The organism is Lactococcus sp. LG1267 (assembly GCF_017309545.1).
GTDB lineage: Bacteria > Bacillota > Bacilli > Lactobacillales > Streptococcaceae > Lactococcus > Lactococcus petauri.
This window is the reverse complement of sequence record NZ_CP071296.1, coordinates 36,184-59,051: the sequence shown is the minus strand read 5'-3', so window position 1 is coordinate 59,051 and position 22,868 is coordinate 36,184. Positions and strand designations below refer to the sequence as shown.

19 protein-coding genes and 4 pseudogenes are annotated in these 22,868 nt (G+C 35.1%); 9 read left to right on the top strand and 14 right to left on the bottom strand.

Annotated features, from left to right (window positions below; all coding sequences use genetic code 11):
- Positions 1 to 581 precede the first annotated feature (581 nt).
- From J0J33_RS10535 to J0J33_RS10525, 3 genes are all read left to right on the top strand, one after another.
- Positions 582 to 809, top strand: coding sequence for a heavy-metal-associated domain-containing protein (locus J0J33_RS10535; protein ID WP_012898751.1), 228 nt, complete (start codon positions 582 to 584; stop codon positions 807 to 809).
- Positions 810 to 857: 48 nt separating this feature from the next.
- Positions 858 to 1,403, top strand: a complete 546-nt coding sequence (locus J0J33_RS10530; RefSeq protein WP_019335408.1) for a DNA-binding protein — start codon at positions 858 to 860, stop codon at positions 1,401 to 1,403.
- Positions 1,404 to 1,488: 85 nt separating this feature from the next.
- Positions 1,489 to 2,178: a Crp/Fnr family transcriptional regulator gene (locus tag J0J33_RS10525; protein ID WP_019291977.1), complete on the top strand. Its 690-nt coding sequence runs from the start codon at positions 1,489 to 1,491 to the stop codon at positions 2,176 to 2,178.
- 177 nt (positions 2,179 to 2,355) lie between these two features.
- Here J0J33_RS10525 and J0J33_RS10520 read toward each other — a convergent pair.
- Together J0J33_RS10520 and J0J33_RS10515 are read right to left on the bottom strand one after the other, a co-directional pair.
- Positions 2,356 to 2,566: pseudogene (locus tag J0J33_RS10520) on the bottom strand (transposase); the annotation flags it as partial.
- A gap of 254 nt (positions 2,567 to 2,820) precedes the next feature.
- Positions 2,821 to 3,744 (bottom strand): hypothetical protein, encoded by a 924-nt coding sequence (locus J0J33_RS10515; RefSeq protein WP_206921838.1) that lies wholly within the window; start codon positions 3,742 to 3,744, stop codon positions 2,821 to 2,823.
- Positions 3,745 to 3,954: 210 nt separating this feature from the next.
- Between J0J33_RS10515 and J0J33_RS10510 the strand changes: the two genes are divergently transcribed.
- Positions 3,955 to 4,833: a nucleotidyl transferase AbiEii/AbiGii toxin family protein gene (locus J0J33_RS10510; RefSeq protein ID WP_206921837.1), complete on the top strand. Its 879-nt coding sequence runs from the start codon at positions 3,955 to 3,957 to the stop codon at positions 4,831 to 4,833.
- Between the two features lie 253 nt (positions 4,834 to 5,086).
- Here J0J33_RS10510 and J0J33_RS10505 read toward each other — a convergent pair whose 3' ends face one another.
- Both J0J33_RS10505 and J0J33_RS10500 read right to left on the bottom strand, forming a co-directional pair.
- A complete protein-coding gene (locus J0J33_RS10505) occupies positions 5,087 to 5,653 on the bottom strand; it encodes a recombinase family protein (RefSeq protein ID WP_206921836.1) in 567 nt (188 codons plus the stop codon).
- Positions 5,654 to 5,967: 314 nt separating this feature from the next.
- Positions 5,968 to 6,648, bottom strand: a complete 681-nt coding sequence (locus J0J33_RS10500) for an IS6-like element IS1216 family transposase (RefSeq protein WP_010710189.1) — start codon at positions 6,646 to 6,648, stop codon at positions 5,968 to 5,970.
- 132 nt (positions 6,649 to 6,780) lie between these two features.
- On the opposite strand from J0J33_RS10500, the gene tet(L) reads away from it, so the two are divergent.
- Positions 6,781 to 8,154, top strand: a complete 1,374-nt coding sequence (gene tet(L), locus J0J33_RS10495) for a tetracycline efflux MFS transporter Tet(L) (RefSeq protein WP_002387933.1) — start codon at positions 6,781 to 6,783, stop codon at positions 8,152 to 8,154.
- A 670-nt stretch (positions 8,155 to 8,824) separates the two neighbouring features.
- On the opposite strand, the gene J0J33_RS10490 is transcribed toward tet(L), so the two are convergent.
- A complete protein-coding gene (locus tag J0J33_RS10490; protein ID WP_013646119.1) occupies positions 8,825 to 9,505 on the bottom strand; it encodes an IS6-like element IS1216 family transposase in 681 nt (226 codons plus the stop codon).
- An 83-nt stretch (positions 9,506 to 9,588) separates the two neighbouring features.
- On the opposite strand from J0J33_RS10490, the gene J0J33_RS10485 reads away from it, so the two are divergent.
- A complete protein-coding gene (locus J0J33_RS10485; RefSeq protein WP_017370349.1) occupies positions 9,589 to 9,792 on the top strand; it encodes a conjugal transfer protein in 204 nt (67 codons plus the stop codon).
- Between the two features lie 718 nt (positions 9,793 to 10,510).
- On the opposite strand, the pseudogene J0J33_RS10975 reads toward J0J33_RS10485, so the two are convergent.
- Positions 10,511 to 10,585, bottom strand: a pseudogene (locus tag J0J33_RS10975) (hypothetical protein); the annotation flags it as partial.
- Positions 10,586 to 10,620: 35 nt separating this feature from the next.
- Here J0J33_RS10975 and tet(S) point away from each other — a divergent pair.
- Together tet(S) and J0J33_RS10470 are read left to right on the top strand one after the other, a co-directional pair.
- On the top strand, positions 10,621 to 12,561 hold the full coding sequence (tet(S), locus tag J0J33_RS10475) for a tetracycline resistance ribosomal protection protein Tet(S) (RefSeq protein ID WP_002405437.1): 1,941 nt from the start codon (positions 10,621 to 10,623) through the stop codon (positions 12,559 to 12,561).
- An 87-nt stretch (positions 12,562 to 12,648) separates the two neighbouring features.
- On the top strand, positions 12,649 to 12,816 hold the full coding sequence (locus J0J33_RS10470) for a cysteine-rich KTR domain-containing protein (RefSeq protein WP_005228365.1): 168 nt from the start codon (positions 12,649 to 12,651) through the stop codon (positions 12,814 to 12,816).
- A 324-nt stretch (positions 12,817 to 13,140) separates the two neighbouring features.
- Here J0J33_RS10470 and J0J33_RS10465 read toward each other — a convergent pair whose 3' ends face one another.
- From J0J33_RS10465 to J0J33_RS10430, 8 genes and pseudogenes are all read right to left on the bottom strand, one after another.
- Positions 13,141 to 13,821 carry an IS6 family transposase gene (locus J0J33_RS10465; RefSeq protein ID WP_206921835.1) on the bottom strand — a complete coding sequence of 227 codons (681 nt, stop codon included), beginning with the start codon at positions 13,819 to 13,821 and terminating at the stop codon, positions 13,141 to 13,143.
- 371 nt (positions 13,822 to 14,192) lie between these two features.
- A complete protein-coding gene (locus J0J33_RS10460) occupies positions 14,193 to 14,474 on the bottom strand; it encodes a hypothetical protein (protein WP_128192791.1) in 282 nt (93 codons plus the stop codon).
- 231 nt (positions 14,475 to 14,705) lie between these two features.
- Positions 14,706 to 15,710, bottom strand: coding sequence for an aldose epimerase family protein (locus tag J0J33_RS10455; protein ID WP_081200330.1), 1,005 nt, complete (start codon positions 15,708 to 15,710; stop codon positions 14,706 to 14,708).
- Positions 15,711 to 15,795: 85 nt separating this feature from the next.
- The gene (locus J0J33_RS10450; protein WP_206921834.1) at positions 15,796 to 16,620 is read right to left on the bottom strand and encodes an endonuclease/exonuclease/phosphatase family protein; all 825 of its coding nucleotides are present in this window, start codon (positions 16,618 to 16,620) and stop codon (positions 15,796 to 15,798) included.
- 212 nt (positions 16,621 to 16,832) lie between these two features.
- Positions 16,833 to 18,995 carry a PTS transporter subunit IIBC gene (locus J0J33_RS10445; RefSeq protein WP_206921833.1) on the bottom strand — a complete coding sequence of 721 codons (2,163 nt, stop codon included), beginning with the start codon at positions 18,993 to 18,995 and terminating at the stop codon, positions 16,833 to 16,835.
- 71 nt (positions 18,996 to 19,066) lie between these two features.
- Positions 19,067 to 19,735: a beta-phosphoglucomutase gene (gene pgmB, locus J0J33_RS10440; RefSeq protein WP_081200335.1), complete on the bottom strand. Its 669-nt coding sequence runs from the start codon at positions 19,733 to 19,735 to the stop codon at positions 19,067 to 19,069.
- Positions 19,736 to 19,744: 9 nt separating this feature from the next.
- Positions 19,745 to 22,003 carry a glycoside hydrolase family 65 protein gene (locus J0J33_RS10435; protein WP_206921832.1) on the bottom strand — a complete coding sequence of 753 codons (2,259 nt, stop codon included), beginning with the start codon at positions 22,001 to 22,003 and terminating at the stop codon, positions 19,745 to 19,747.
- 178 nt (positions 22,004 to 22,181) lie between these two features.
- Positions 22,182 to 22,361: pseudogene (locus J0J33_RS10430) on the bottom strand (MFS transporter); the annotation flags it as partial.
- A gap of 168 nt (positions 22,362 to 22,529) precedes the next feature.
- Here J0J33_RS10430 and J0J33_RS10425 point away from each other — a divergent pair.
- Positions 22,530 to 22,727: pseudogene (locus J0J33_RS10425) on the top strand (IS3 family transposase); the annotation flags it as partial.
- Positions 22,728 to 22,868: the final 141 nt, after the last annotated feature.

Here is a 22,868-nt window from a genome sequence, read left to right as displayed (position 1 = left end):
ACATTTTCGATGGCTTCTAGAATCTTTACAATTAAAGTTTTCCTTACTAATAGGGAGGTTCAATAAGACACTGAATTTGAGGCTATGAGAGAAACTATCGCAAGCAATGTAGCACGTTAGGGATTTAAACTTGTTTAAAAGCTTTGATACCTATCTCAATATAACTTTTTTATAAAAATAGATAGGAAGTTCCAATGACAATTATTTAAAAAGGAAACACACACATTTGCTAGACAGGAAGATTGTCAGGTAGGAGGGGACATAGCGTTTTCAGAACACTTCAAACATCTTATGTACGATGGATGTTTTAAAAAAATCACTAATGGTTTCGCTCTTTTAAATCTCATACAGGCAAAATTAGGGATTGATTTAAACACCGTTCCGCGGACCGTCTCGGTAGACTCTAACTGGTGCTGATTGCGCTCCTCATAGAAGGTTATTCAGCGTTAAAAAAGAGACTCGAGAAACTTTATTATTTTGTAGATAAAAAAATAAAATTGATATTCTTGATAGATATCAATTTTTTGCTAGTACTAACGAGTTATAATTAATTTATAAAGAAAGAGAAAGAGGTGAATCTTATGTCAAAAGTAATTATGAAACTCAATGAATTGAGCTGCCCATCTTGCATGGCAAAAATCGAAGGAGCAATGACTACAACTAAGGGTGTAGCAAATGCAAAAGTGCTTTTCAATGCATCAAAAGTTAAAGCAGAATTTGACGAAAATGTTGTCAGTGCTGATGAACTTATCAGCAAGGTTGAGAAACTTGGGTACCCTGTTTTAAGTAGCAAAGTAACTGTTGTGTGATTTCTACCAGTAAAGACAGCACTATAAATTGAATAAAGGAAAAAATTGATGACTAAATTAACGATTGATGAAAAATATGCTAAAGAACTTGATAAAGCAGAGGTTGACCACCACAAGCCTACGGCTGGTGCGATGCTAGGACATGTCTTATCCAATTTGTTCATTGAAAATGTACGACTGACTCAAGCAGGAATATACGCGAAAAGCCCAGTTAAGTGTGAGCATTTACGTGAAATTGCAAAAAAAGAAGATGAATATTTCTTTAAAATTTCGGATTTACTTCTTGACGAAAATGAGATTGTACCAAGTACAACTGAAGAATTTTTAAAGTATCACAAGTTCATTACTGAGGATCCAAAAGCCAAATATTGGACTGATGAAGCTCTACTTGAAAGCTTCATTGCAGATTTTCAAGCACAAAATATGTTCATTACGCGAGCAATTAAGCTAGCAAATAAAGAAGAAAAATTTGCTTTGGCGGCTGTTGTAGTCGAACTTTACGGCTACAATCTTCAAGTTATTCGTCACTTGGCAGGTGATTTGGGTAAAGCTGTTGCTGATTTTCATGACGAAGATGAAGATAATGACAATTAATTTTTACGAAACTGTAGGCTTTAATTGAACAAAGCTTGCAGTTTTATAATTTTAGCGCGATAATAAGATAAGGAGAATTACCAAAATGAGCAAGTATGAACATCATTTTAGTCATGATGAACACCACTGTGTACAGCTTGTCCCACTATTTGCTTTACTTTCAGAAAGTGAACTGGCGCAAGTTGAGCAGGTTGTTCATCATAAGACTTTTGAAAAGGGCGAAGCGGTCATCAGCCCTTTTACGGTGCCTCAACTCGCAATTGTGGCGCACGGTACTTTAAAGATATATCAGCTTTCTAGCGCTGGTAAAGAGCAGTTACTACGTGTAATTGAACCTGGTGGATACGCAGGTGAAGACGCCTTGTTTGGAGTAGTGAATGAGAATCTTTATGGCGAAACATTGCAAGAAACAAAAATTTGCTTTTTGCGACAACAAGATTTCAAAAATTTATTGTTAAAATATCCCGAGCTAAGTTTGAAATTACTTGAAACCACCGTGAGAAGAGCTGCGGAAATGCAATATCAAGCACAATTTCTCATGATGGAAGATGTTGAAAGTCGAATCGCTAATTATCTTTTGCAACTCGTCAAAATAGTAGATTCAAATCTTGTTACGATTCCAATGAAAATGAAAGATCTCGCAACGTTCATTGGAACAACTCCCGAAACTATTTCTCGTAAGTTCAAAATACTAGAAGAAAAGGGATTCATTGAGCGTCGAGGAAAGGTAATCAAAATACTAGATATTGATAGGCTTGAAGATGATTATGCTTAAAATGGTCTAAAGAGGACACAATAGATTCTGATCCTACACAAGATCCAGACCTAATGCCAGATGAAAAAAGGAACCAATATTGTTTCTCAAAATGATATTGTACTAGATTGGACTAATGTCAAATAATTAGACAGAAAATGAACTATATTTTCTTAAAAAAGTTCTCTTCCTCTAATTGGGCATTGCGTTTTTGCAATTCTTGAATCTGTTTAGCAGTCAACACTGTATTATCTTCAAGACGAACTTGAGAGTACTGGTTGATCCATTTTGCAAGTGCAGAAACGGAGACTCCATAGTCTTTACAGAGTTCAGATTGAGTTTTACCTGTTTGGTAGAGGGTGACAAGAGATTGTTTAAATTCCTCGTCGTAACGTTTAAAGCCTGACATAAAAGTCCTTTCGTTTTTGTGTCTTCTTAGACAGATTATAATACACATATTTGTGTCTACTTTTATAGTATAGCTCCACTCTTACATATATTAGAAAGATAGATATAACAGGAAGTATATCGTTTTTAGAAAAAACAACTGTCAATTAAACCAAAATATTACTGAAAGTTGTTTTTTATTCAATGGTTCCTGTACATATAGAATTTGTTTTTTTTTTTAACACATATATTCTTCTTTTGATAATCAGCCCTATATTATTTAAGGTCTTTTGGATAATAAATATTTAAATCTTTGTCAAGTACAGTTTGTAACATTTGATAGTCTAAGTAGAAATTTAAATCATCCTCAATTTTATCTATCCATAAATTCCTAAGTTGGTTAAATAACTTCTGATTTTCAGTGTATTTAAGATACAAAAGAATGGATTTTTCATAAGGATAAATATAATCAAATTTTTTAATATATTTGTTGATACGTTTTAAATCTACATCAAAGCAGGCTGTCTTATATGCTTCAAGTATTTCTGAAAAACCTCCACTATATTGTGGCCGTACTACAGTATCTACTAATGTTCTTTCTAAATTAGTTACTCTTATAGCCTTAGAGAATCCTACAGGTTTCTTTTTTATAATACCAGTATTTTTTGTATTCTTTGAATTTAAAACAAAAACATTATACATTACTCCCTTATACCTAAATAAATAAACGGTATTTGTTCTTCGCATTGGTTTAGAAAAGGCATAATCAATTTTTCCTTGAGTTAACTTGGCATTAGAATCATTTTTAGGCTTTGCCGTTTGCTCTCTATTTATATATATATCTTTAGGTTCATTTATTGTTAAATCATTTACATATAAAGCACTATAATGCGATAAAAAAGAATTTGATAATAATGAAAGGGCAATTTCATATGGAGAAACTACACAATATTTAGCAACGTACCTTGAAATGGGTTCTTTTCCTTCTGGGTAAATTCGAATTTCATCAAATAAATCTAAATGATCTACTAAATATTTCACCATAATACCAAAACTCACATTTTTTGAGATGTTTGACTCATTTTTAGCTTTCTTTATAAAATTTATCATGGATGTGCGATTGAGAACATTTCCAAAAGTTTGCCCTAGTTCTTGTAATAGATATTTATTTTCTTTCAAATGATATGGGTCTTTATCCATAAAAGTCTCCAAATATATTTTTCAAAAGATAGCTATAGTATATATACTATAGCTATTATTTTATCTCTATCTAAATTATAGCAAAATTACAAATATAAAGATAGCTATAGTATATATACTATAGCTATTATTTTATCTTCAATTTTCTTCTATAACAATCCAATATAGAATTTATGATAAAATAGATACATACTTCAATGGAGATACTTAATGATTACACCAGATAAAATTCGAATGACATGTTTAACAGCTATTTTCTCTAATCCTGATTTGGCAAGCTTACTTACATTAAAAGGAGGCAATGCTTTAAAGCTTTTAGGAATTACACAAAGGCAATCTCAAGATTTAGATTTTTCGATAGCTGAATCTAAAAGATTAGACAAAGAAATACATGGCCCTATTTTTCTTGAAGTTATTTCCAGTTCTTTTTTAAACTTAGGATATAGAGTAGTTAATTTCAAGTTTGAACATAGACCATCAAAAAGAGGAGAAAATACCCCACCTTTTTGGGGAGGCTATGCAGTAACTTTTACGATTATCTCAGAAGAAATATTTCAACAACTCAATGAAACCCAAAAAAAGAATCCAGGTGCTTATGCGGAATCTATTGAAAATAGTCAAAAAAAAATTTGTATAGATTTAAGTTTTGATGAAATAACAGAAGACAGGCAACAATATAATTATGATGGCATTGATATTTTTATATATTCTCCACTGATGATTGTTGATGAAAAAATTCGTGCAAGCTGTCAACAATTGCCAGATTATGAGATTTCTTCACCTAAAACCCGCTCTAGAGATCTGTACGATATATATACAACTCTCACGAGTAAACCAGAATATTTCATGAATATTGATTCGATTGATAATATAGCTATTATTAGAAAAATGTTTGATATTAAACTTGTCCCGATTGATTTAATCAAGGAATTTATCAATCCTTCCCAGGAACTCCTCCAAAGATTAGAAACAGATTATAACAGTAAAGTTATACCTCAGATACCTTCGAATCAAAGAATAGATTTTAATTTTTTGATTGAATTTAATAGAAAAATTTTTGAACGTGTATATCAAGGACTATTAAATTAGTAATTTTCGCTCAGCTCTGCAGTTTATCTTGTAGAAAATCTGGATTATAGATCTCCGCTAATTAGTTTATAATATTGGAAGGCTCTCCCTTGATATCGTAATTAAAGTAATAAAATAGTGCACATGTACTCACAAAAAAAGCAACAAGTTGATTTTTTTATCAATTAGTTGCTTTTTTATTTTAATAGCAAACAAAACCGACGAAAAACTTCCTTATCTACTATTCATTAACCTGATTGTATCATTATAGAATTTACTCTTTGGTCGTAAGTTTACTAAACCTTCTTTTTTGCGTCGCAATGCTAATCCCAGTTTTTCGCTCAATCATTTTATAAGTCATCCCCTGCTTCTTCAGTTCAAAAGCAAAAATAATTTGTTCTTCAGTAAATTTTCGAGGACGCCCTTCTTTAAATGATGGGTCGTTATCCCTGGCATATTTTTTCCCCTCACTCGTACGGTTAACTATCATATCTCTTTCAAACTGCGCAAATGCACTAAAAATCGTGAAGATAAGCTGACCTGTGGGAGTGTTATCAATAATCCCCATGTTTAAGATATGCACTTTTATATCATTCTGGAATAGATGCTGAATGATTTCCAAAGCTTCTCGAGTATTTCTTGCAAATCGGTCCAATTTCGTCACAATAAGCATATCATCTTTTTTCAGCTGGCCAAGTAATTTTTGAAATTCTGGTCGTTCTGTTGTTGTCCCAGTAAATTTTTCTTGATAAATTTTTTCTGCCCCTGCAGCTTTTAAATTTTCAATTTGACTTTCTAATTTTTGATCCGTTGTACTCACTCGAGCATATCCAAATTTCATAATTTCTCCTCTATTTATAACCCCTAGTTATGAGCTGTTGAAATCTCTTTATTTATAGTATACACAAAAAGAGCTCAAAACTGTTAAGTTATGACTAGTAAAAACCATAAAAAAATTAGAAACTAGAAATTAGTTAATTAATATGATAATTTTATAGAGACATAAAAACAATATACGGTCGGTATTCCGTAGCACTTTTTGTGTAAGTAACCTTCCCTCGGGTTGTCCATTGTCAATTTTTAAATGGAGGGCTTATCATGGGTTCTGTTGCAAAGTTTTAAATAAAGAATAAAATCCCTTACGGTATCTATGATTTAATCTGGGATTCCCAATAATACCTTGATTTCAGTACAGACCGAAAACCCGAAGAGAGTGCCTTCTTTTCGGGTTTTCTTATATAATCCTCGGATGGCTTCCATGCCTTTAATCGTGGGTGAGGCAGTGCGTAAACTTCGATAGAATTTATTGCGTCTCTTTACTGGACGATGGTCTTGTTCAATCAAATTATTCAGGTATTTAATGGTACGATGTTCTGTCCCTTGATAAAATCCGTATTCTTTTAGTTTCTTAAAGGCACTAGCAATTGATGGTGCTTTATCTGTGACTACAACCTTCGGTTCATCAAACTGCTTCACTAACCGCTTAAGAAAAGCATAGGCTGCTTGTGTGTCCCGTTTTTTACGTAACCAAATATCCAAGGTTAAACCATCTGCATCGATGGCTCGATACAAATAATGCCATTTTCCTTTAATTTTGATGTACGTTTCATCCATTTTCCAGGAATAAAAGGATTTTTTATTTTTCTTTTTCCAAATTTGATAGAGTAGTTTGCCATATTCTTGCACCCAACGATAAATCGTCGTATGAGAAACGTTAATGCCACGATCATATAAGATTTCTTGAACTTCACGATAGCTAAGGTTATAACGAAGATAGTAGCCCACGGCTACAATAATCACATCCTGCTGAAATTGCTTTCCTTTAAAATGATTCATCGTCATTCCTCCTGCTATCTTTTTCTATTATTCTACCTTATTTGATAGTAGATTTAAAACTTTGCAACAGAACCTTTAAAACTTAGTTTATATGTGGTAAAATGTTTTAATCAAGTTTAGGAGGAATTAATTATGAAGTGTAATGAATGTAACAGGGTTCAATACAACCAAATTTTAATTTGGCTTTGCATTTTATCTTTTTTTAGCGTATTAAATGAAATGGTTTTGAACGTCTCATTACCTGATATTGCAAATGATTTTAATAAACCACCTGCGAGTACAAACTGGGTGAACACAGCCTTTATGTTAACCTTTTCCATTGGAACAGCTGTATATGGAAAGCTATCTGATCAATTAGGCATCAAAAGGTTACTCCTATTTGGAATTATAATAAATTGTTTCGGGTCGGTAATTGGGTTTGTTGGCCATTCTTTCTTTTCCTTACTTATTATGGCTCGTTTTATTCAAGGGGCTGGTGCAGCTGCATTTCCAGCACTCGTAATGGTTGTAGTTGCGCGCTATATTCCAAAGGAAAATAGGGGTAAAGCATTTGGTCTTATTGGATCGATAGTAGCCATGGGAGAAGGAGTCGGTCCAGCGATTGGTGGAATGATAGCCCATTATATTCATTGGTCCTATCTTCTACTCATTCCTATGATAACAATTATCACTGTTCCGTTTCTTATGAAATTATTAAAGAAAGAAGTAAGGATAAAAGGTCATTTTGATATCAAAGGAATTATACTAATGTCTGTAGGCATTGTATTTTTTATGTTGTTTACAACATCATATAGCATTTCTTTTCTTATCGTTAGCGTGCTGTCATTCCTGATATTTGTAAAACATATCAGGAAAGTAACAGATCCTTTTGTTGATCCCGGATTAGGGAAAAATATACCTTTTATGATTGGAGTTCTTTGTGGGGGAATTATATTTGGAACAGTAGCAGGGTTTGTCTCTATGGTTCCTTATATGATGAAAGATGTTCACCAGCTAAGTACTGCCGAAATCGGAAGTGTAATTATTTTCCCTGGAACAATGAGTGTCATTATTTTCGGCTACATTGGTGGGATACTTGTTGATAGAAGAGGTCCTTTATACGTGTTAAACATCGGAGTTACATTTCTTTCTGTTAGCTTTTTAACTGCTTCCTTTCTTTTAGAAACAACATCATGGTTCATGACAATTATAATCGTATTTGTTTTAGGTGGGCTTTCGTTCACCAAAACAGTTATATCAACAATTGTTTCAAGTAGCTTGAAACAGCAGGAAGCTGGTGCTGGAATGAGTTTGCTTAACTTTACCAGCTTTTTATCAGAGGGAACAGGTATTGCAATTGTAGGTGGTTTATTATCCATACCCTTACTTGATCAAAGGTTGTTACCTATGGAAGTTGATCAGTCAACTTATCTGTATAGTAATTTGTTATTACTTTTTTCAGGAATCATTGTCATTAGTTGGCTGGTTACCTTGAATGTATATAAACATTCTCAAAGGGATTTCTAAATCGTTAAGGGATCAACTTTGGGAGAGAGTTCAAAATTGATCCTTTTTTTATAACAGGAATTCAAATCTTTTTGTTCCATTAAAGGGCGCGATTGCTGAATAAAAGATACGAGAGACCTCTCTTGTATCTTTTTTATTTTGAGTGGTTTTGTCCGTTACACTAGAAAACCGAAAGACAATAAAAATTTTATTCTTGCTGAGTCTGGCTTTCGGTAAGCTAGACAAAACGGACAAAATAAAAATTGGCAAGGGTTTAAAGGTGGAGATTTTTTGAGTGATCTTCTCAAAAAATACTACCTGTCCCTTGCTGATTTTTAAACGAGCACGAGAGCAAAACCCCCCTTTGCTGAGGTGGCAGAGGGCAGGTTTTTTTGTTTCTTTTTTCTCGTAAAAAAAAGAAAGGTCTTAAAGGTTTTATGGTTTTGGTCGGCACTGCCGACAGCCTCGCAGAGCACACACTTTATGAATATAAAGTATAGTGTGTTATACTTTACTTGGAAGTGGTTGCCGGAAAGAGCGAAAATGCCTCACATTTGTGCCACCTAAAAAGGAGCGATTTACATATGAGTTATGCAGTTTGTAGAATGCAAAAAGTGAAATCAGCTGGACTAAAAGGGGTTCTGTTGCAAAGTTTTAAATAAAGAATAAAATCCCTTACGGTATCTATAATTTAAGCTGGGATTCCCAATAATACCTTGATTTCAGTACAGACCGAAAACCCGAAGAGAGTGCCTTCTTTTCGGGTTTTCTTATATAATCCTCGGATGGCTTCCATGCCTTTAATCGTGGGTGAGGCAGTGCGTAAACTTCGATAGAATTTATTGCGTCTCTTTACTGGACGATGGTCTTGTTCAATCAAATTATTCAGGTATTTAATGGTACGATGTTCTGTCCCTTGATAAAAGCCGTATTCTTTTAGTTTCTTAAAGGCACTTGTAATAGAGGGGGCTTTATCTGTGACTACAACCTTCGGTTCATCAAACTGCTTCACTAACCGCTTAAGAAAAGCATAGGCTGCTTGTGTGTCCCGTTTTTTACGTAACCAAATATCCAAGGTTAAACCATCTGCATCGATGGCTCGATACAAATAATGCCATTTTCCTTTAATTTTGATGTACGTTTCATCCATTTTCCAGGAATAAAAGGATTTTTTATTTTTCTTTTTCCAAATTTGATAGAGTAGTTTGCCATATTCTTGCACCCAACGATAAATCGTCGTATGAGAAACGTTAATGCCACGATCATATAAGATTTCTTGAACTTCACGATAGCTAAGGTTATAACGAAGATAGTAGCCCACGGCTACAATAATCACATCCTGCTGAAATTGCTTTCCTTTAAAATGATTCATCGTCATTCCTCCTGCTATCTTTTTCTATTATTCTACCTTATTTGATAGTAGATTTAAAACTTTGCAACAGAACCGATTATTATATGATGGAAGATGTTTTACCAATAATCAGTCAAAACTTTATTTACTCTGAGTTGGTGAATCCAATTATTCAGAAGAAAGAGAAACAGTATCTAGTAAAAATAGCCGTTCGATATTTAGACAATGAAACAAAGATTGAAAATATTTCCCAATACCAATTAACTTTAGAGAAGAAGGATAACTGGAAAATAATAATGAATGAATAAAGAATATTAAGATGAAAACAATACTTGAATATTTAGTATAAGCAAAAAAAATTGTATGTCACTATAGCAAACTTATAATGATTTAGCATAAATAATCCAAAATATAGCGTGAAATCAACCTTCTATGAGAAGTATAAGCAAATTCACCTTTATTCTAACTTATAACTATTTTCATTACATTACTTAAAAAGGTCTCTCCAATTTTTTCCAAATAAACAGTATAACTTTTAATGATATTTTCCAAGTCAAACTTAATATTAACAATTCAAAACTATTGGAACCACTGCAAAATATTTTGTTAAGCAGTATATATTTCAAAAATTATACGTAATATATTTGTAGAAAGGTTGTGGACAGTTGTCCTATTGACCTGAAAAGTAATATAATAGCTGGATGAATAAAGAATCCCTTATGAACTTGTAAATCGTTATTAAATCGCTGAATTTTGATAGCCATTCTGAAGAGTTATCTTCAACTACTACACTAACTTCCATTAATTTCTCATTAATTTCCCTTTCGTTCAAAAAATATGGTTGGCTTTACAAGCATTCTATCATATGATAGAATTAAGATAACATTCAAAAGGAGATAATAAAAATGCGGCAAGGTATTCTTAAATAAACTGTCAATTAGATAGCGGGAATAATTAATTAAGCATCCTTATTTAAAATAAGGACTGGTTTTTTGTGCCCAGTTTAAGAATACTTTTATCATTTTATCATAAAGCATCTGTGGCTATCAGTGTGTAGTATACAGCTATTTTTGTATTAAAATCCCAGTGATAAGAGTATTTATCACTGGGATTTTTTCTGCTTTTTGAGCTTTTGAATGGAGGAAATAAAATTGAAAATTATTAATATCGGTATCTTAGCACATGTTGATGCAGGAAAAACTACTTTGACAGAAAGCTTACTATACAGTAGCGGAGCAATTAAAGAGTTAGGAAGTGTAGATAGCGGTACAACGAAAACGGATACTATGTTTTTGGAACGCCAGAGAGGTATTACTATTCAGACCGCAATAACATCTTTTCAACGGGAAAATGTTAAAGTAAATATTGTAGATACTCCTGGACACATGGATTTTTTGGCAGATGTATACCGTTCATTATCTGTTTTGGATGGAGCTATTTTGCTAATCTCTGCAAAAGATGGAGTACAGTCACAAACTCGTATACTATTCCATGCACTTAGAAAGATGAACATACCTATAATATTTTTTATTAACAAAATTGATCAAAATGGAATAAATTTGCCAGATGTTTATCAAGATATTAAGGACAAACTTTCTGACGACATCATAATTAAGCAGACTGTGAATCTAAATTTGAAACCTTATGTAATAGATTATACTGAACCAGAACAATGGGAGACAGTAATTGTGGGAAATGATTATTTATTAGAAAAATATACCATTGGGAAAACATTGAATATTGCAGAACTTGAAAAGGAGGAAAACGAAAGAATTCAAAGTTGCTCCTTATATCCTGTTTATCACGGAAGTGCAAAGAATAATATTGGAATTAAACAACTTATAGAGGTAATTACTAGCAAATTATTTTCACCCACACAACTCAATTCAGATAAACTTTGTGGAAATGTTTTTAAAGTAGAATATTCAGATGATGGTCAACGGCTTGTCTATGTACGTCTTTATAGTGGAACGCTACATTTGCGAGACTCAGTCAATATATCAGAAAAGGAAAAAATAAAAGTTACAGAAATGTATACTTCAATAAATGGAGAATTACGCCAGATAGATAAGGCAGAGCCTGGTGAGATTATTATTTTAAAAAATGAGCTTTTAAAACTAAATAACGTACTTGGAGATAAAAAAAGATTACCACATAGAGAAATTCTTGAGAATCCTCTTCCTATGTTACAAACAACAATTGAACCATGTAAATCAGTACAAAGAGAAAAGTTACTAGATGCACTTTTTGAAATATCCGATAGTGATCCCCTTCTACAATATTATGTAGATACAGTAACTCACGAAATTGTGCTATCTTTTTTAGGTGAGGTCCAAATGGAGGTAACTTGTACTCTGATTCAAGAAAAATATCATATTGAGATAGAAACAAGAAAACCAACTGTCATTTATATGGAAAGACCATTAAAAAAATCTGAATTTACCATTGATATCGAAGTACCTCCAAATCCTTTCTGGGCTTCTATTGGTTTATCTGTAACACCACTTCCTTTGGGTAGTGGCATTCAGTATGAGAGCCTGGTTTCTCTAGGTTATTTAAATCAATCATTTCAAAATGCAGTTATGGAAGGTATACGCTATGGGTGTGAACAAGGATTGTACGGTTGGAAATTAACAGACTGTAAGATCTGTTTTAAGTATGGTCTATATTACAGCCCTGTCAGTACGCCAGCAGATTTCCGAATGCTTGCGCCTATTGTACTAGAGCAGGCTTTTAGAAAGAGTGGTACAGAGTTATTAGAGCCATATCTTAGCTTCGAAATTTATGTACCACAAGAATATCTTTCGAGAGCATATAATGATGCTTCCAAATATTGTGCAAATATTTTAAATACTAAGTTAAAAGGTAACGAGGTCATTCTCATTGGTGAAATTCCAGCCCGTTGTATTCAAGAGTATCGAAACAGTTTAACTTTCTTTACAAATGGACGCAGTGTCTGTTTAACAGAGTTAAAAGGTTATCAGGTTACTAACATTAAGTCTGCTTTCCAACCACGTCGTCCAAATAATAGAATAGACAAAGTAAGGCATATGTTTAATAAAATCAACTTACATTGATAGTGAACTAAAGAGAAATTTTTAAAATGAATATTGAGTTGTTAATTAGAACAGGAGGATATAGATATTGTAAATACTAGGTGGATACTGTGCCCTATATGTGGCAATAAGACCCGTTTAAAAATGAGGGAAGATACTGAATTAAAAAATTTCCCTCTATTTTGTCCTAAATGCAGACAAGAAATTTTAATTGAAATAACGAAGTTTAGAATAACTGTAATTACAGAGCCAGACGCAAAGACGCAGAGCCGATAATTCGAGATATCAAAATCTCATTTTATCGGCTTTTTCTTTTCTATGCATACCATTGAGCTTAGTTCTTGATATCCTTTATAAGAAAATAAGTGTACTGATTTTTTTTGCAGTAGCTGTATTACAGTAGACATCCCTCAAGCATAAAAAGTATACAATTAAAATTCAATACTTGATTATTGATGAAGTACAGAGTTACTCGTCATTTCAAAACTAGTATATCAGTCAAGTTTTTCCTAAGGAACAAAAACGAACTTCGCTATGGGAATCAAAGGTTCTGTTGCAAAGTTTTAAATAAAGAATAAAATCCCTTACGGTATCTATGATTTAAGCTGGGATTCCCAATAATACCTTGATTTCAGTATAGACCGAAAACCCGAAGAGAGTGCCTTCTTTTCGGGTTTTCTTATATAATCCTCGAATGGCTTCCATGCCTTTAATCGTGGGTGAGGCAGTGCGTAAACTTCGATAGAATTTATTGCGTCTCTTTACTGGACGATGGTCTTGTTCAATCAAATTATTCAGGTATTTAATGGTACGATGTTCTGTCCCTTGATAAAAGCCGTATTCTTTTAGTTTCTTAAAGGCACTTGTAATAGAGGGGGCTTTATCTGTGACTACAACCTTCGGTTCATCAAACTGTTTCACTAACCGCTTAAGAAAAGCATAGGCTGCTTGTGTGTCCCGTTTTTTACGTAACCAAATATCCAAGGTTAAACCATCTGCATCGATGGCTCGATACAAATAATGCCATTTTCCTTTAATTTTGATGTACGTTTCATCCATTTTCCACGAATAGAAGGACTGTCTATTTTTCTTTTTCCAGAGATGATAGAGGACTTTACTGTATTCTTGTACCCAACGATAAATAGTTGTGTGACAAACGTTAATCCCACGATCATAAAGGAGTTCTTGAATTTCACGATAGCTTAGATTGTAACGTAGATAATAACCAACAGCGACAATAATCACATCTTTTTGAAATTGTTTACCTTTAAAATAGTTCATTGATATATCCTCGCTGTCATTTTTATTCATTTTACACTAAAATAGACTTATCAGAAAACTTTGCAACAGAACCTTATTTCTTACGAATTTTCCTCAAAAAAAGCGTTTTTTATCAAAAAACAATCATCTCTTTCTAACGACATAAAAATAGGTTCAGCAAACCGAACCTATTCCTTATCTTATAAAAAATCTATTAGCCCATCAATAACCAGCTACATTTTTAAATATTGTTTCCATCTAACACTAGATTGATGCGTCAATAGCCAATCGACAACTGTCTTCAACAGCGCTAGATTTTGCTGATCGAGCATCCCCTCGATGTCATGGGCGGGCACATAACCTGCCACCTTCCCACTGCCATAAAAATGACGTCAACCCGCAACCGATTCCCCCGCATCCGAAAAACTTCGCAGGAAAATATGCGTATAGTCATCTACGAGACCCACTTGATAATGCTCATCCTGAATCACAAATTGACTCGGCGAATCAGTCAAATCACACTTATAAGTGACCGGCAATGGCTCCGGATGCTGGATGAAATAGCCCTTTAACATTTGGCTGTAGCCTGAATCGATCGGATAGTTGGACATCCCCGAGTGCAGCGCAAGCCAACTGCCACCATGAGCGACATAAGTCGTGATCAAAGCACTCATTTCCGGCGTTAACCAGCCATTTAGCTCTGTTTGTTGGGGCGTCCGTTGGTTTTCAGCCGATAGGATAATGAGGTCTGGATTTTTAGAAAGTGCCTCACTTAAAGCATCTAAAGGGATATTTCATAGATAACAGGCTCATCTAGCAAACTTAAGACACGCTGAAGACATTGATCGGTGTCCTTTCCTTCATGATAATAATCTCCTGTTATACTGATGATTGTTTTGACCATTTTAGCTGACTCCAAATCTATAGTGAATTGTCTTTGACACTTTCTCATCTGGTAGAAGTGCGATGCTGCCCCATTCTGGATGATGCGGTAAATCCGGCAACTCCTGAAATTCAATAGCTAACCCCAGTTCTTTTGCCATCGGATGATCATTCACTTGAGTATCCCGATCCCATGCACTGACGCTATAAATGATCACACTCCTAGCCTCGCTCGTCACGTCTAGTCGTCTACCACTTGCTTTATCGTACAGGGTAACATGGTGGTCACCCACATGGTCATCGAAAACAAAAGCTGTATCTAAGCCACTCGGAAGCGCATTTAGCGCATTTTCTACTGGTTTAGCTGTCGTGAAGTCGTAGGGCGTCTCTGCTACTGGTAAAAATAGTCCTGTCGGAATTAACTCGGCATCTGTGTCCAGAATGTGATCAGCTGAAATTTCAAGGATTTGTTGTCGAATATCTGTTTTCAACTCACCACTAAGGTTAAAGTAGCCATGATTGGTTGGATTAAAGAAGGTAGCAACTGGCGACTCTCCTGTGAAGGTAATGCTGAGCTGATTGTCGATTAGGTGATAAATAACCTGGGCAGCAATCGGACCAGGGAAACCAGATTTGTGATCGATATAACTGAAAGTAACAGTGATCTCGTCATCGCTTTCTTGCCAATCTAAATCCCACTCTTGGAATGACCAGCCTTGAGAGCCACTATGAAGCGAATTTGTATTGTCGTTAACTTCTAAGCTTAGGTCACCAATTTGTGCTTGTTTAATCCGGCCCGCGACTGGTCCTACAGTGGCCCCAAAATACTGTAAATCAGTGGCTAATGCGGATATTGGTGTCACATTTAGAACGACATTTTCAGCAATACCCTGCCTATCTTTAGCCAAGACACGATACAAATGTGCCCCATAGGCGACTAATTCAACTGTCAGACTGGCATTCTCCAATCTGACCAACTGGGTTGTTTTTCCCTCACCCATGCTAACTTTTTCGACTCTTACACTCATATTTTTTCCCTTTCTGCGATTTCACTTCATGAAATCTTGAAACTTGCCATCCGCTCGAATGGTAACCTGACACTTTCGTTTCTCTTCACTCCAACGTGACTGCTACCCCATAATGATCACTGACAATCGGGCCATTTTCCCCGTCAAAAATACGTTGATAACTTGTAACAAAGCAATCTTGTGGTACATAAATATAGTCGATACGTAGCCCCTCTTTATTGTTTTCCCAGCCATCGATTCTCTTTTCGATCGTTGCTTCAGCTTGTTTTTTTTGCGCGATTGGATAAGCATCACGAATAGGCAACTGACTTTTTGCCACTAAATCGTACCCGCTGCCTTCAGCAGGATTGTTGAAATCCCCTAATAGATACAGTGGTGTTGTAAGAGGCGCTAAACTTGCTTCTAATTCTTTCCACTCAAATGCAAATCCGCTTTTTTCATCTGCCCACCAAGAAAAATGACAGCTTGCTACAGTAATACATTGTGTTTTGACAGAGGTTTGACCTACTAATATTTTTCGAGTATGGTAATCCTCTTTTTCTTTTGTTTCGGAGACTAGGTGCGTTTGACTAGTTAGTGGTTGTTTGGAAAGAAGCGCATTGCCTTCCTCATAGATAGCATAGCCGATATGACTCATTTCCCAACTCCAATAGTAAGTTTCACCTTGTTCTGCTAAGAGCTGGATCAAGCAATAGGCAAAGTTATCCGAGCGGACAGGCGTTTGTTCCTGCACCTGACTAAAATTCTTCAGCTGCTCACTGGTTAGTCGTTTTGCGTTCATCGTTTGATTGACTTCTTGCAATGCGATCACATCATATTGTTCATGATAGATTTTTTGAGCGATCTGTTTTAATTTTTCTTGTGGTTCCTCTTCTAACCAGCTATGCGTATTCAACGTCATTATTTTCATATAATTCTCCTTCTTAATGGGATGGGTCGAAACATTGCTCCCACCTTCTGGATCCATATAGGTAAAGACCCCAAAGTAGTTTATTCAAAAAATAAGCCAATAATCCCTGAAATAGGAAAAGCAATTTCGGGATTATCGGCTTACTTCTAGGAGTTACACACATCGAACACATTCTTTCGATATGAAATACACACATGAACTTCTGTGATTCTTTACAAGTTTATTTTCCCGATCACTGTTCCTCGTTCAGTGTCTCCTAATTTATTGATGGTCAGCCCATTGACTTTGTCATCTGTAAAGACTACTATGATCGTCGTTTCTTTCCCTTCGTTCTTGATTGCATCTAGATTCATCTGAGCAATCGTTGTTCCTGCTACTACTTCTTGGCCTTCAGAAACTAAGATCTCAAACGCTGGCTGGCTCATCTGAACAGTATCCAGTCCCATATGGATCAAAACTTCTGCTCCTTCTGCTGTTTGCATGCCAATTGCATGCTTGGTTGGGAAGACACTCACGATTTTACCAGAAAGTGGTGCCGTCACTTCTCCAGTGGCAGGAATGACAGCAAAGCCATCACCCATCATCTTTTGTGAAAAGACTGGATCATTCACATCTGTTAAAGCAATTACCTCACCAGTTGCTACAGTGAATAATTCTTTTTCGATACCTAAAATATGTTTCTCTTCATTCTTCTCATTTTTATTTGTTGCCTCAACTGTTGGCTCTGGAATATCAGCGCCTGATTGTAGTAAATCTTCAATATCCGATTTCAACACATCCGCTTTTGGTCCATACACGGCTTGCACACCTTTGTCCTTAACGATCAAGCCCATCGCTCCAGCACGTTTCCATTCTTCTTCTGAACCGACTTTCCCAGGATCCTCGACGCTGACACGTAAACGAGTCATACAAGCATCTACATCCTTGATGTTTTCTTTTCCACCTAACAAATGGATGATCTTAATGATTTGTTGATCTGCATTAGTTGCAGAACCTGACGGCGTTTCTTCACTGTCGTTATTATAGTTCCCATTACGTCCTGGTGTAGCATAATTGAATTTTTTGATCAAAAAGTTTGCCACAAAATACGTCAATACTCCAAATAATATGACACAGATAACAAAATTGAGCAAGTCGATACCTAATCCTGCTTTGATCGCTAATGGTGTACGTGTCAATAGTTCAATGTTCCCAAATGAATGGACACGTAAAGGTAGAATATCTGCCATTGCAAAAGCTGCCCCTTGGATCACAGAATAAACAATGTAAAGAGGTACAGCTGCAAACATGAACATGAACTCTAATGGTTCGGTTACACCTGTTAAGAAAACTGCAAGTGCTGCTGAAAAATACATTGATTTATATTTAGACTTTTTGTCTGGATCAACATTACGGTACATCGCTAGTGCTAATCCCATCAAGATACCGGAAGAACCAATCATTTGTCCCACTTTAAAACGAGCAGGTGTCCAGTTCGTCAATACGAATTCATATTGCGACATGTTGCCGGCGCCTTTCAAGTTGACCAAATCAGTCGCCCACGCCAACCATAAAGGATCTTGTCCAAATACTTTTGTTCCCGCTTGCGCACCAGATAATATCTCATAGGTACCACCCAGCTGCGTATAATTGATTGGGATCGTCAACATGTGATGTAAGCCAAATGGTAACAATAGACGTTCCAATGTACCATATAGGAATGGTGCTAAAATCGGAGCGCTTTCTTTTGACTGTGCAATCCACAATCCAAAGTTATTGATCCCTGCTTGGACATTCGGCCATACAATAGCAAGAATCAATGCAACAATCGTTGACCACAAAATAACTACAAAAGGAACAAATCTTTTTCCATTAAAGAACGATAATGTGTCAGGTAATTTACGATAATTGTAATATTTATTATAGGCCATCGCCCCAACGAACCCTGCAATAATACCAACAAATACCCCCATATTTAATGCTGGTGCTTCTAATACACTGGTAAAGAACCCTTTAACCATGATTTTCGTGCCAAACAAGGTATGCGTAAATGCGTCTTCATTTGCCAACATCTCATTAGTCACACCAAAAATTGCTCCTGTGATCCGATTGATCAATATAAATGAGATCCCCGCAGCGAATGCTCCCCCTGCTCGTTCTTTTGCCCAACTACCACCTATTGCTAGTGCAAATAAAAGATGTAAATTTCCGATAACTGCCCAACCAATATTTTCGATCACGCCACCCGTTGTAACTAAAGGTGCAAGATCAGGATTGATCAACGGAATCGATTTACCGATACTGATCATCAAACCTGCCGCTGGCATAACTGCCACAACGACCATTAAAGCCTTTCCAAATTTTTGCCAAAACTCAAAGCTAAATATTTTTTTCATTTCCTCATCTCCTTAAAAATTAATATTTGTGTACATATTTGAACTTTGCAACAGAACCGTTTCACTTAACATTAATGATTTATCTCCCAAATTTTTTTTAAATATTCAAAAGTCAGCATTTCAGTGCTTTCTACTAATGCAATATCATTTCCCAAATTTTCTTTATCTCCCACACCAATTGGTAATGCCCCAGAATCTTTTATGGATTGAATTCCAGCTTGAGAATCCTCCAAACCGATTGATTCATAAGGCATAACGCCAACAGCATGTGCTGCTGCAATAAAAATATCTGGTGCTGGCTTTGATGCCACAACTTCAGACGGGTCAGCAATAGCATCAAAATATTCAGTTAATTCCATTTTTTCTAATAGAAATGGACCATTTTTAGATGCAGAAGCTAGTCCAATTTTAATATCATTTTTTTTCAAATCTTTCAAAAGTTTTAAAATTCCTGGATAAACATCTTGAGAGCTTATATTCTGAATCATCTTGACATAATTATCATTTTTCATATTCGCTAAAGCAAAAAAATCTTTCTCAGTGTATGATTTCATTCCCTCATCAAGCGATAGAATTTTCTTTAGGGATTCTTCTCTTGATACACCTTTTAATTGTTCGTTAAATTTTCGATTAACTCCTTTAATCCCTAGGTATTCTGCCAACTCTTTCCAAGCTTGATAATGATACTCTGCTGTATCTGTGATAACACCATCTAGATCAAATAAAACTGCTTTAAACATAACTTCTCCTTATTTTTTTAAGTTTACTGAAACAAAATTTGAAAGTTTAATTTTTTCACCATAAATTTCAAGATTTAAGGCTTGACCACTTAATAATTCAAGCTTCACTTCTTGACCAACAGAAATTTTTAATAAACGTCCGCGATAGTTAATGTGAAAGGCATAACCCGTCCATGCTTGTGGTAAAAATGGGGCGAAACTCAATTGACCATCCCAGGTTTTCATTTGGGCAAAACCATGAACAATCGACAACCATGAGCCAGTCATTGATGTGATGTGAAGTCCATCTTCTGTGTCGTTATTATAATTATCTAAGTCAAGACGAGCTGTTCTTTCATACATTTCAACAGCCTTGTCTTCCATGCCAAGCTCTGCCGCTAAAATCGCATGAATGGATGGAGAAAGTGAGCTTTCATGAACAGTTAATGGTTCATAAAAATCAAAATTTCGTTGTTTTTCGGCTAATGAAAATTGATTCCCGAAGAAATATATTCCTTGAAGTACATCTGCCTGCTTAATATATGGACTACGTAACACTCGATCCCAAGACCAATTTTGGTTCAATGGAAGATTTTTAGGGTCAAGTTGAGCCACTGGAGTCAAATCTTTATCTAAATAACCATCATGTTGAACAAAGATACCCAATTCTTCATCTTCTGGATAATACATTTTATCCACAATTTCTGACCAGTGAGCAGTTTCAGCACCTTCAATTAAATCTGGGCGTGGATATTTCGCTAAACTTTCAGCAGTATAAGTCAAAACCCAAGCTGCCAATTTATTAGTGTACCAGTTGTTATTGATATTATTTTCATACTCATTTGGGCCTGTGACTCCATGAATCATGTATTTATCATTTCGTTTACTATAATGCACACGGTCTGCCCAAAAACGAGCAATTTCAATCAAAACTTCTAAGCCTTCATGAGCAAGATAAGTTTCATCTCCCGTGTAGTTGCTGTAGTTATAAATCGCATAAGCCATTGCTCCATTACGGTGAATTTCTTCAAATGTAATTTCCCACTCATTATGACATTCAACACCTGTAAAAGTAACCATTGGATACAAAGCACCTTTAAGTCCTTGTTGACGGGCATTATGTTGTGCTTGTGGCAATTGATTATGACGATATTTTAAAAGATTTTTAGCAACTTTTTCATCAGAAAGTGCCAAGTATAATGGAACGGCATAGGCTTCTGTATCCCAATAAGTTGCTCCGCCATATTTTTCTCCAGTAAATCCTTTAGGGCCAATATTTAAACGTTCATCTTCGCCATAATAGGTAGAGAAAAGTTGGAAAAGATTAAAGCGAATCCCTTGTTGAGCTTCTGCTGAACCGTCAATTTGTACATCAGCAATTTCCCAACGTTTTTTCCAAGCAATTTCTTGTTCTTTATAAAATTCATGATATGTTTTCTTAGAAATTTCAAGGGTCAAATTTGATAGCACCTTTGTTAAATTCGAGGGGTCAATATCACGACTTGTGACAACCAAAACATTTTTAATAAAGGTGAGTGGTGCATTTTCCACTAATTTTGCTTCGTAAACATCTAAAACAGAACTTTCTCTTGTTTCTTGCTTAACTCGAGTAAAATCGCCTGCAAAGCTTTGTTTAGCTGCTACCGTAAATTGTTCAACTCCAAATGGATTAGGAATTGTTTCAGTGACAATAAATGAACCTGTAGCTGTATTATCAAGGTTTTTTACTGTCCAAAATTTTTCATCGTAGTTGGAATCTTCATTACGAACATTTGCATCAATGATTGAGGCTGTACGGATTTGATGAATTTCACCATCTAAGCTTTCAAACATGAAAGCAAAAACCGCAAGTTCTTGTTGAGCAATTGAGAAAAATCTTTCGGCAGTCACACGTACTCCATAAGCTACATAAGTATAGGTGAGTATCCCTTTTTCCATATCAAGCGACAGATTAAAATCAGTCACGTGACTTGCGGCTAAATCAACTTCTTTGTTATCAATAAAAACTCTGACAGAAGCAAAATTGAGGGCATTGATTGCTTTACCAAAATATTCAGGATAACCATTTTTCCACCAACCTACACGTGTTTTATCTGGAAACCAAACCCCTGCAATATAAGTTCCTTGGTGACTGTCGCCACTATAAGTTTCACTAAAATTTCCGCGCATTCCCATGTAGCCATTTCCAATGGAAGTAAGTGATTCTTGCAAACGACGGTCTTCTTTTTCAATCTGATTTGATGTAATTTTCCAAGGGTCAATGCCCATAATTCTTTTGATTTGTTTCATAGTGTTATCTTGTTCTCACCTTCTATTTTTTATAAAACTGATATTCCCAGGATGACATAATTGGAAGTAAAGACTGTCAATTCAGTGGGTTACTTACTTATTTATTAATCCAGTTATAGTAGAGCTCATTATTAATAAGTTTAATTATAAATTATTTTGTACAGATGGAATATCCTTTAGGTGGTAAAATGAAGAAAAAACCTAAACGAGTTGGGTCCGCACCAAGTGTTTCAAAAATTCTTCCCATATTTGAGCTTTGAAGAGAAAAAGCCATTTGAACCCCAAGGTAACCAAACGACAACATCCAGATTGTTTTTAATGGTAAAGTTGGTAATTTAGAAGTTTTTACTTCCGACATAAGATATCCTCCAAAAAATTCGAAAAAAATTACGCAACCGTTTGCGTAATCAACCAAAAATAAAAGCGCTTTTTTTAAGGTAAATCAATTATATCACAATCGCTTTCATTACGTCAATAATATTATATTTCCTTATATTTATATTAGCGGATAGCTTCCGCGTGATGTTATCCTTATCATAATGCCAGTCTTGAATCTTGGCATGGAAATTTAAAAAGAGAATGGGTGTATCAATTTAAATATAAGGACTTTGAAGAAGCCTATCAGAGTATTTTCTGGTACATTGAAGCCTTTTATAATTCAAAACGCATCCATCAGAGTTTAGGGTATATTACGCCTAATCAATTTGAAAAAGCAATCACTTAAAATAAACAGTTTAAAATTATACAATAGCGACTCTAGAATTTAAGGATAACATCAGAGATGACAAAAAATGGAAGTTGTGATAAAATAAAGATAAAGAAAAAAGGACTTGCTAGTAACAAGTCCAATGTAGCCGTTTTAAGA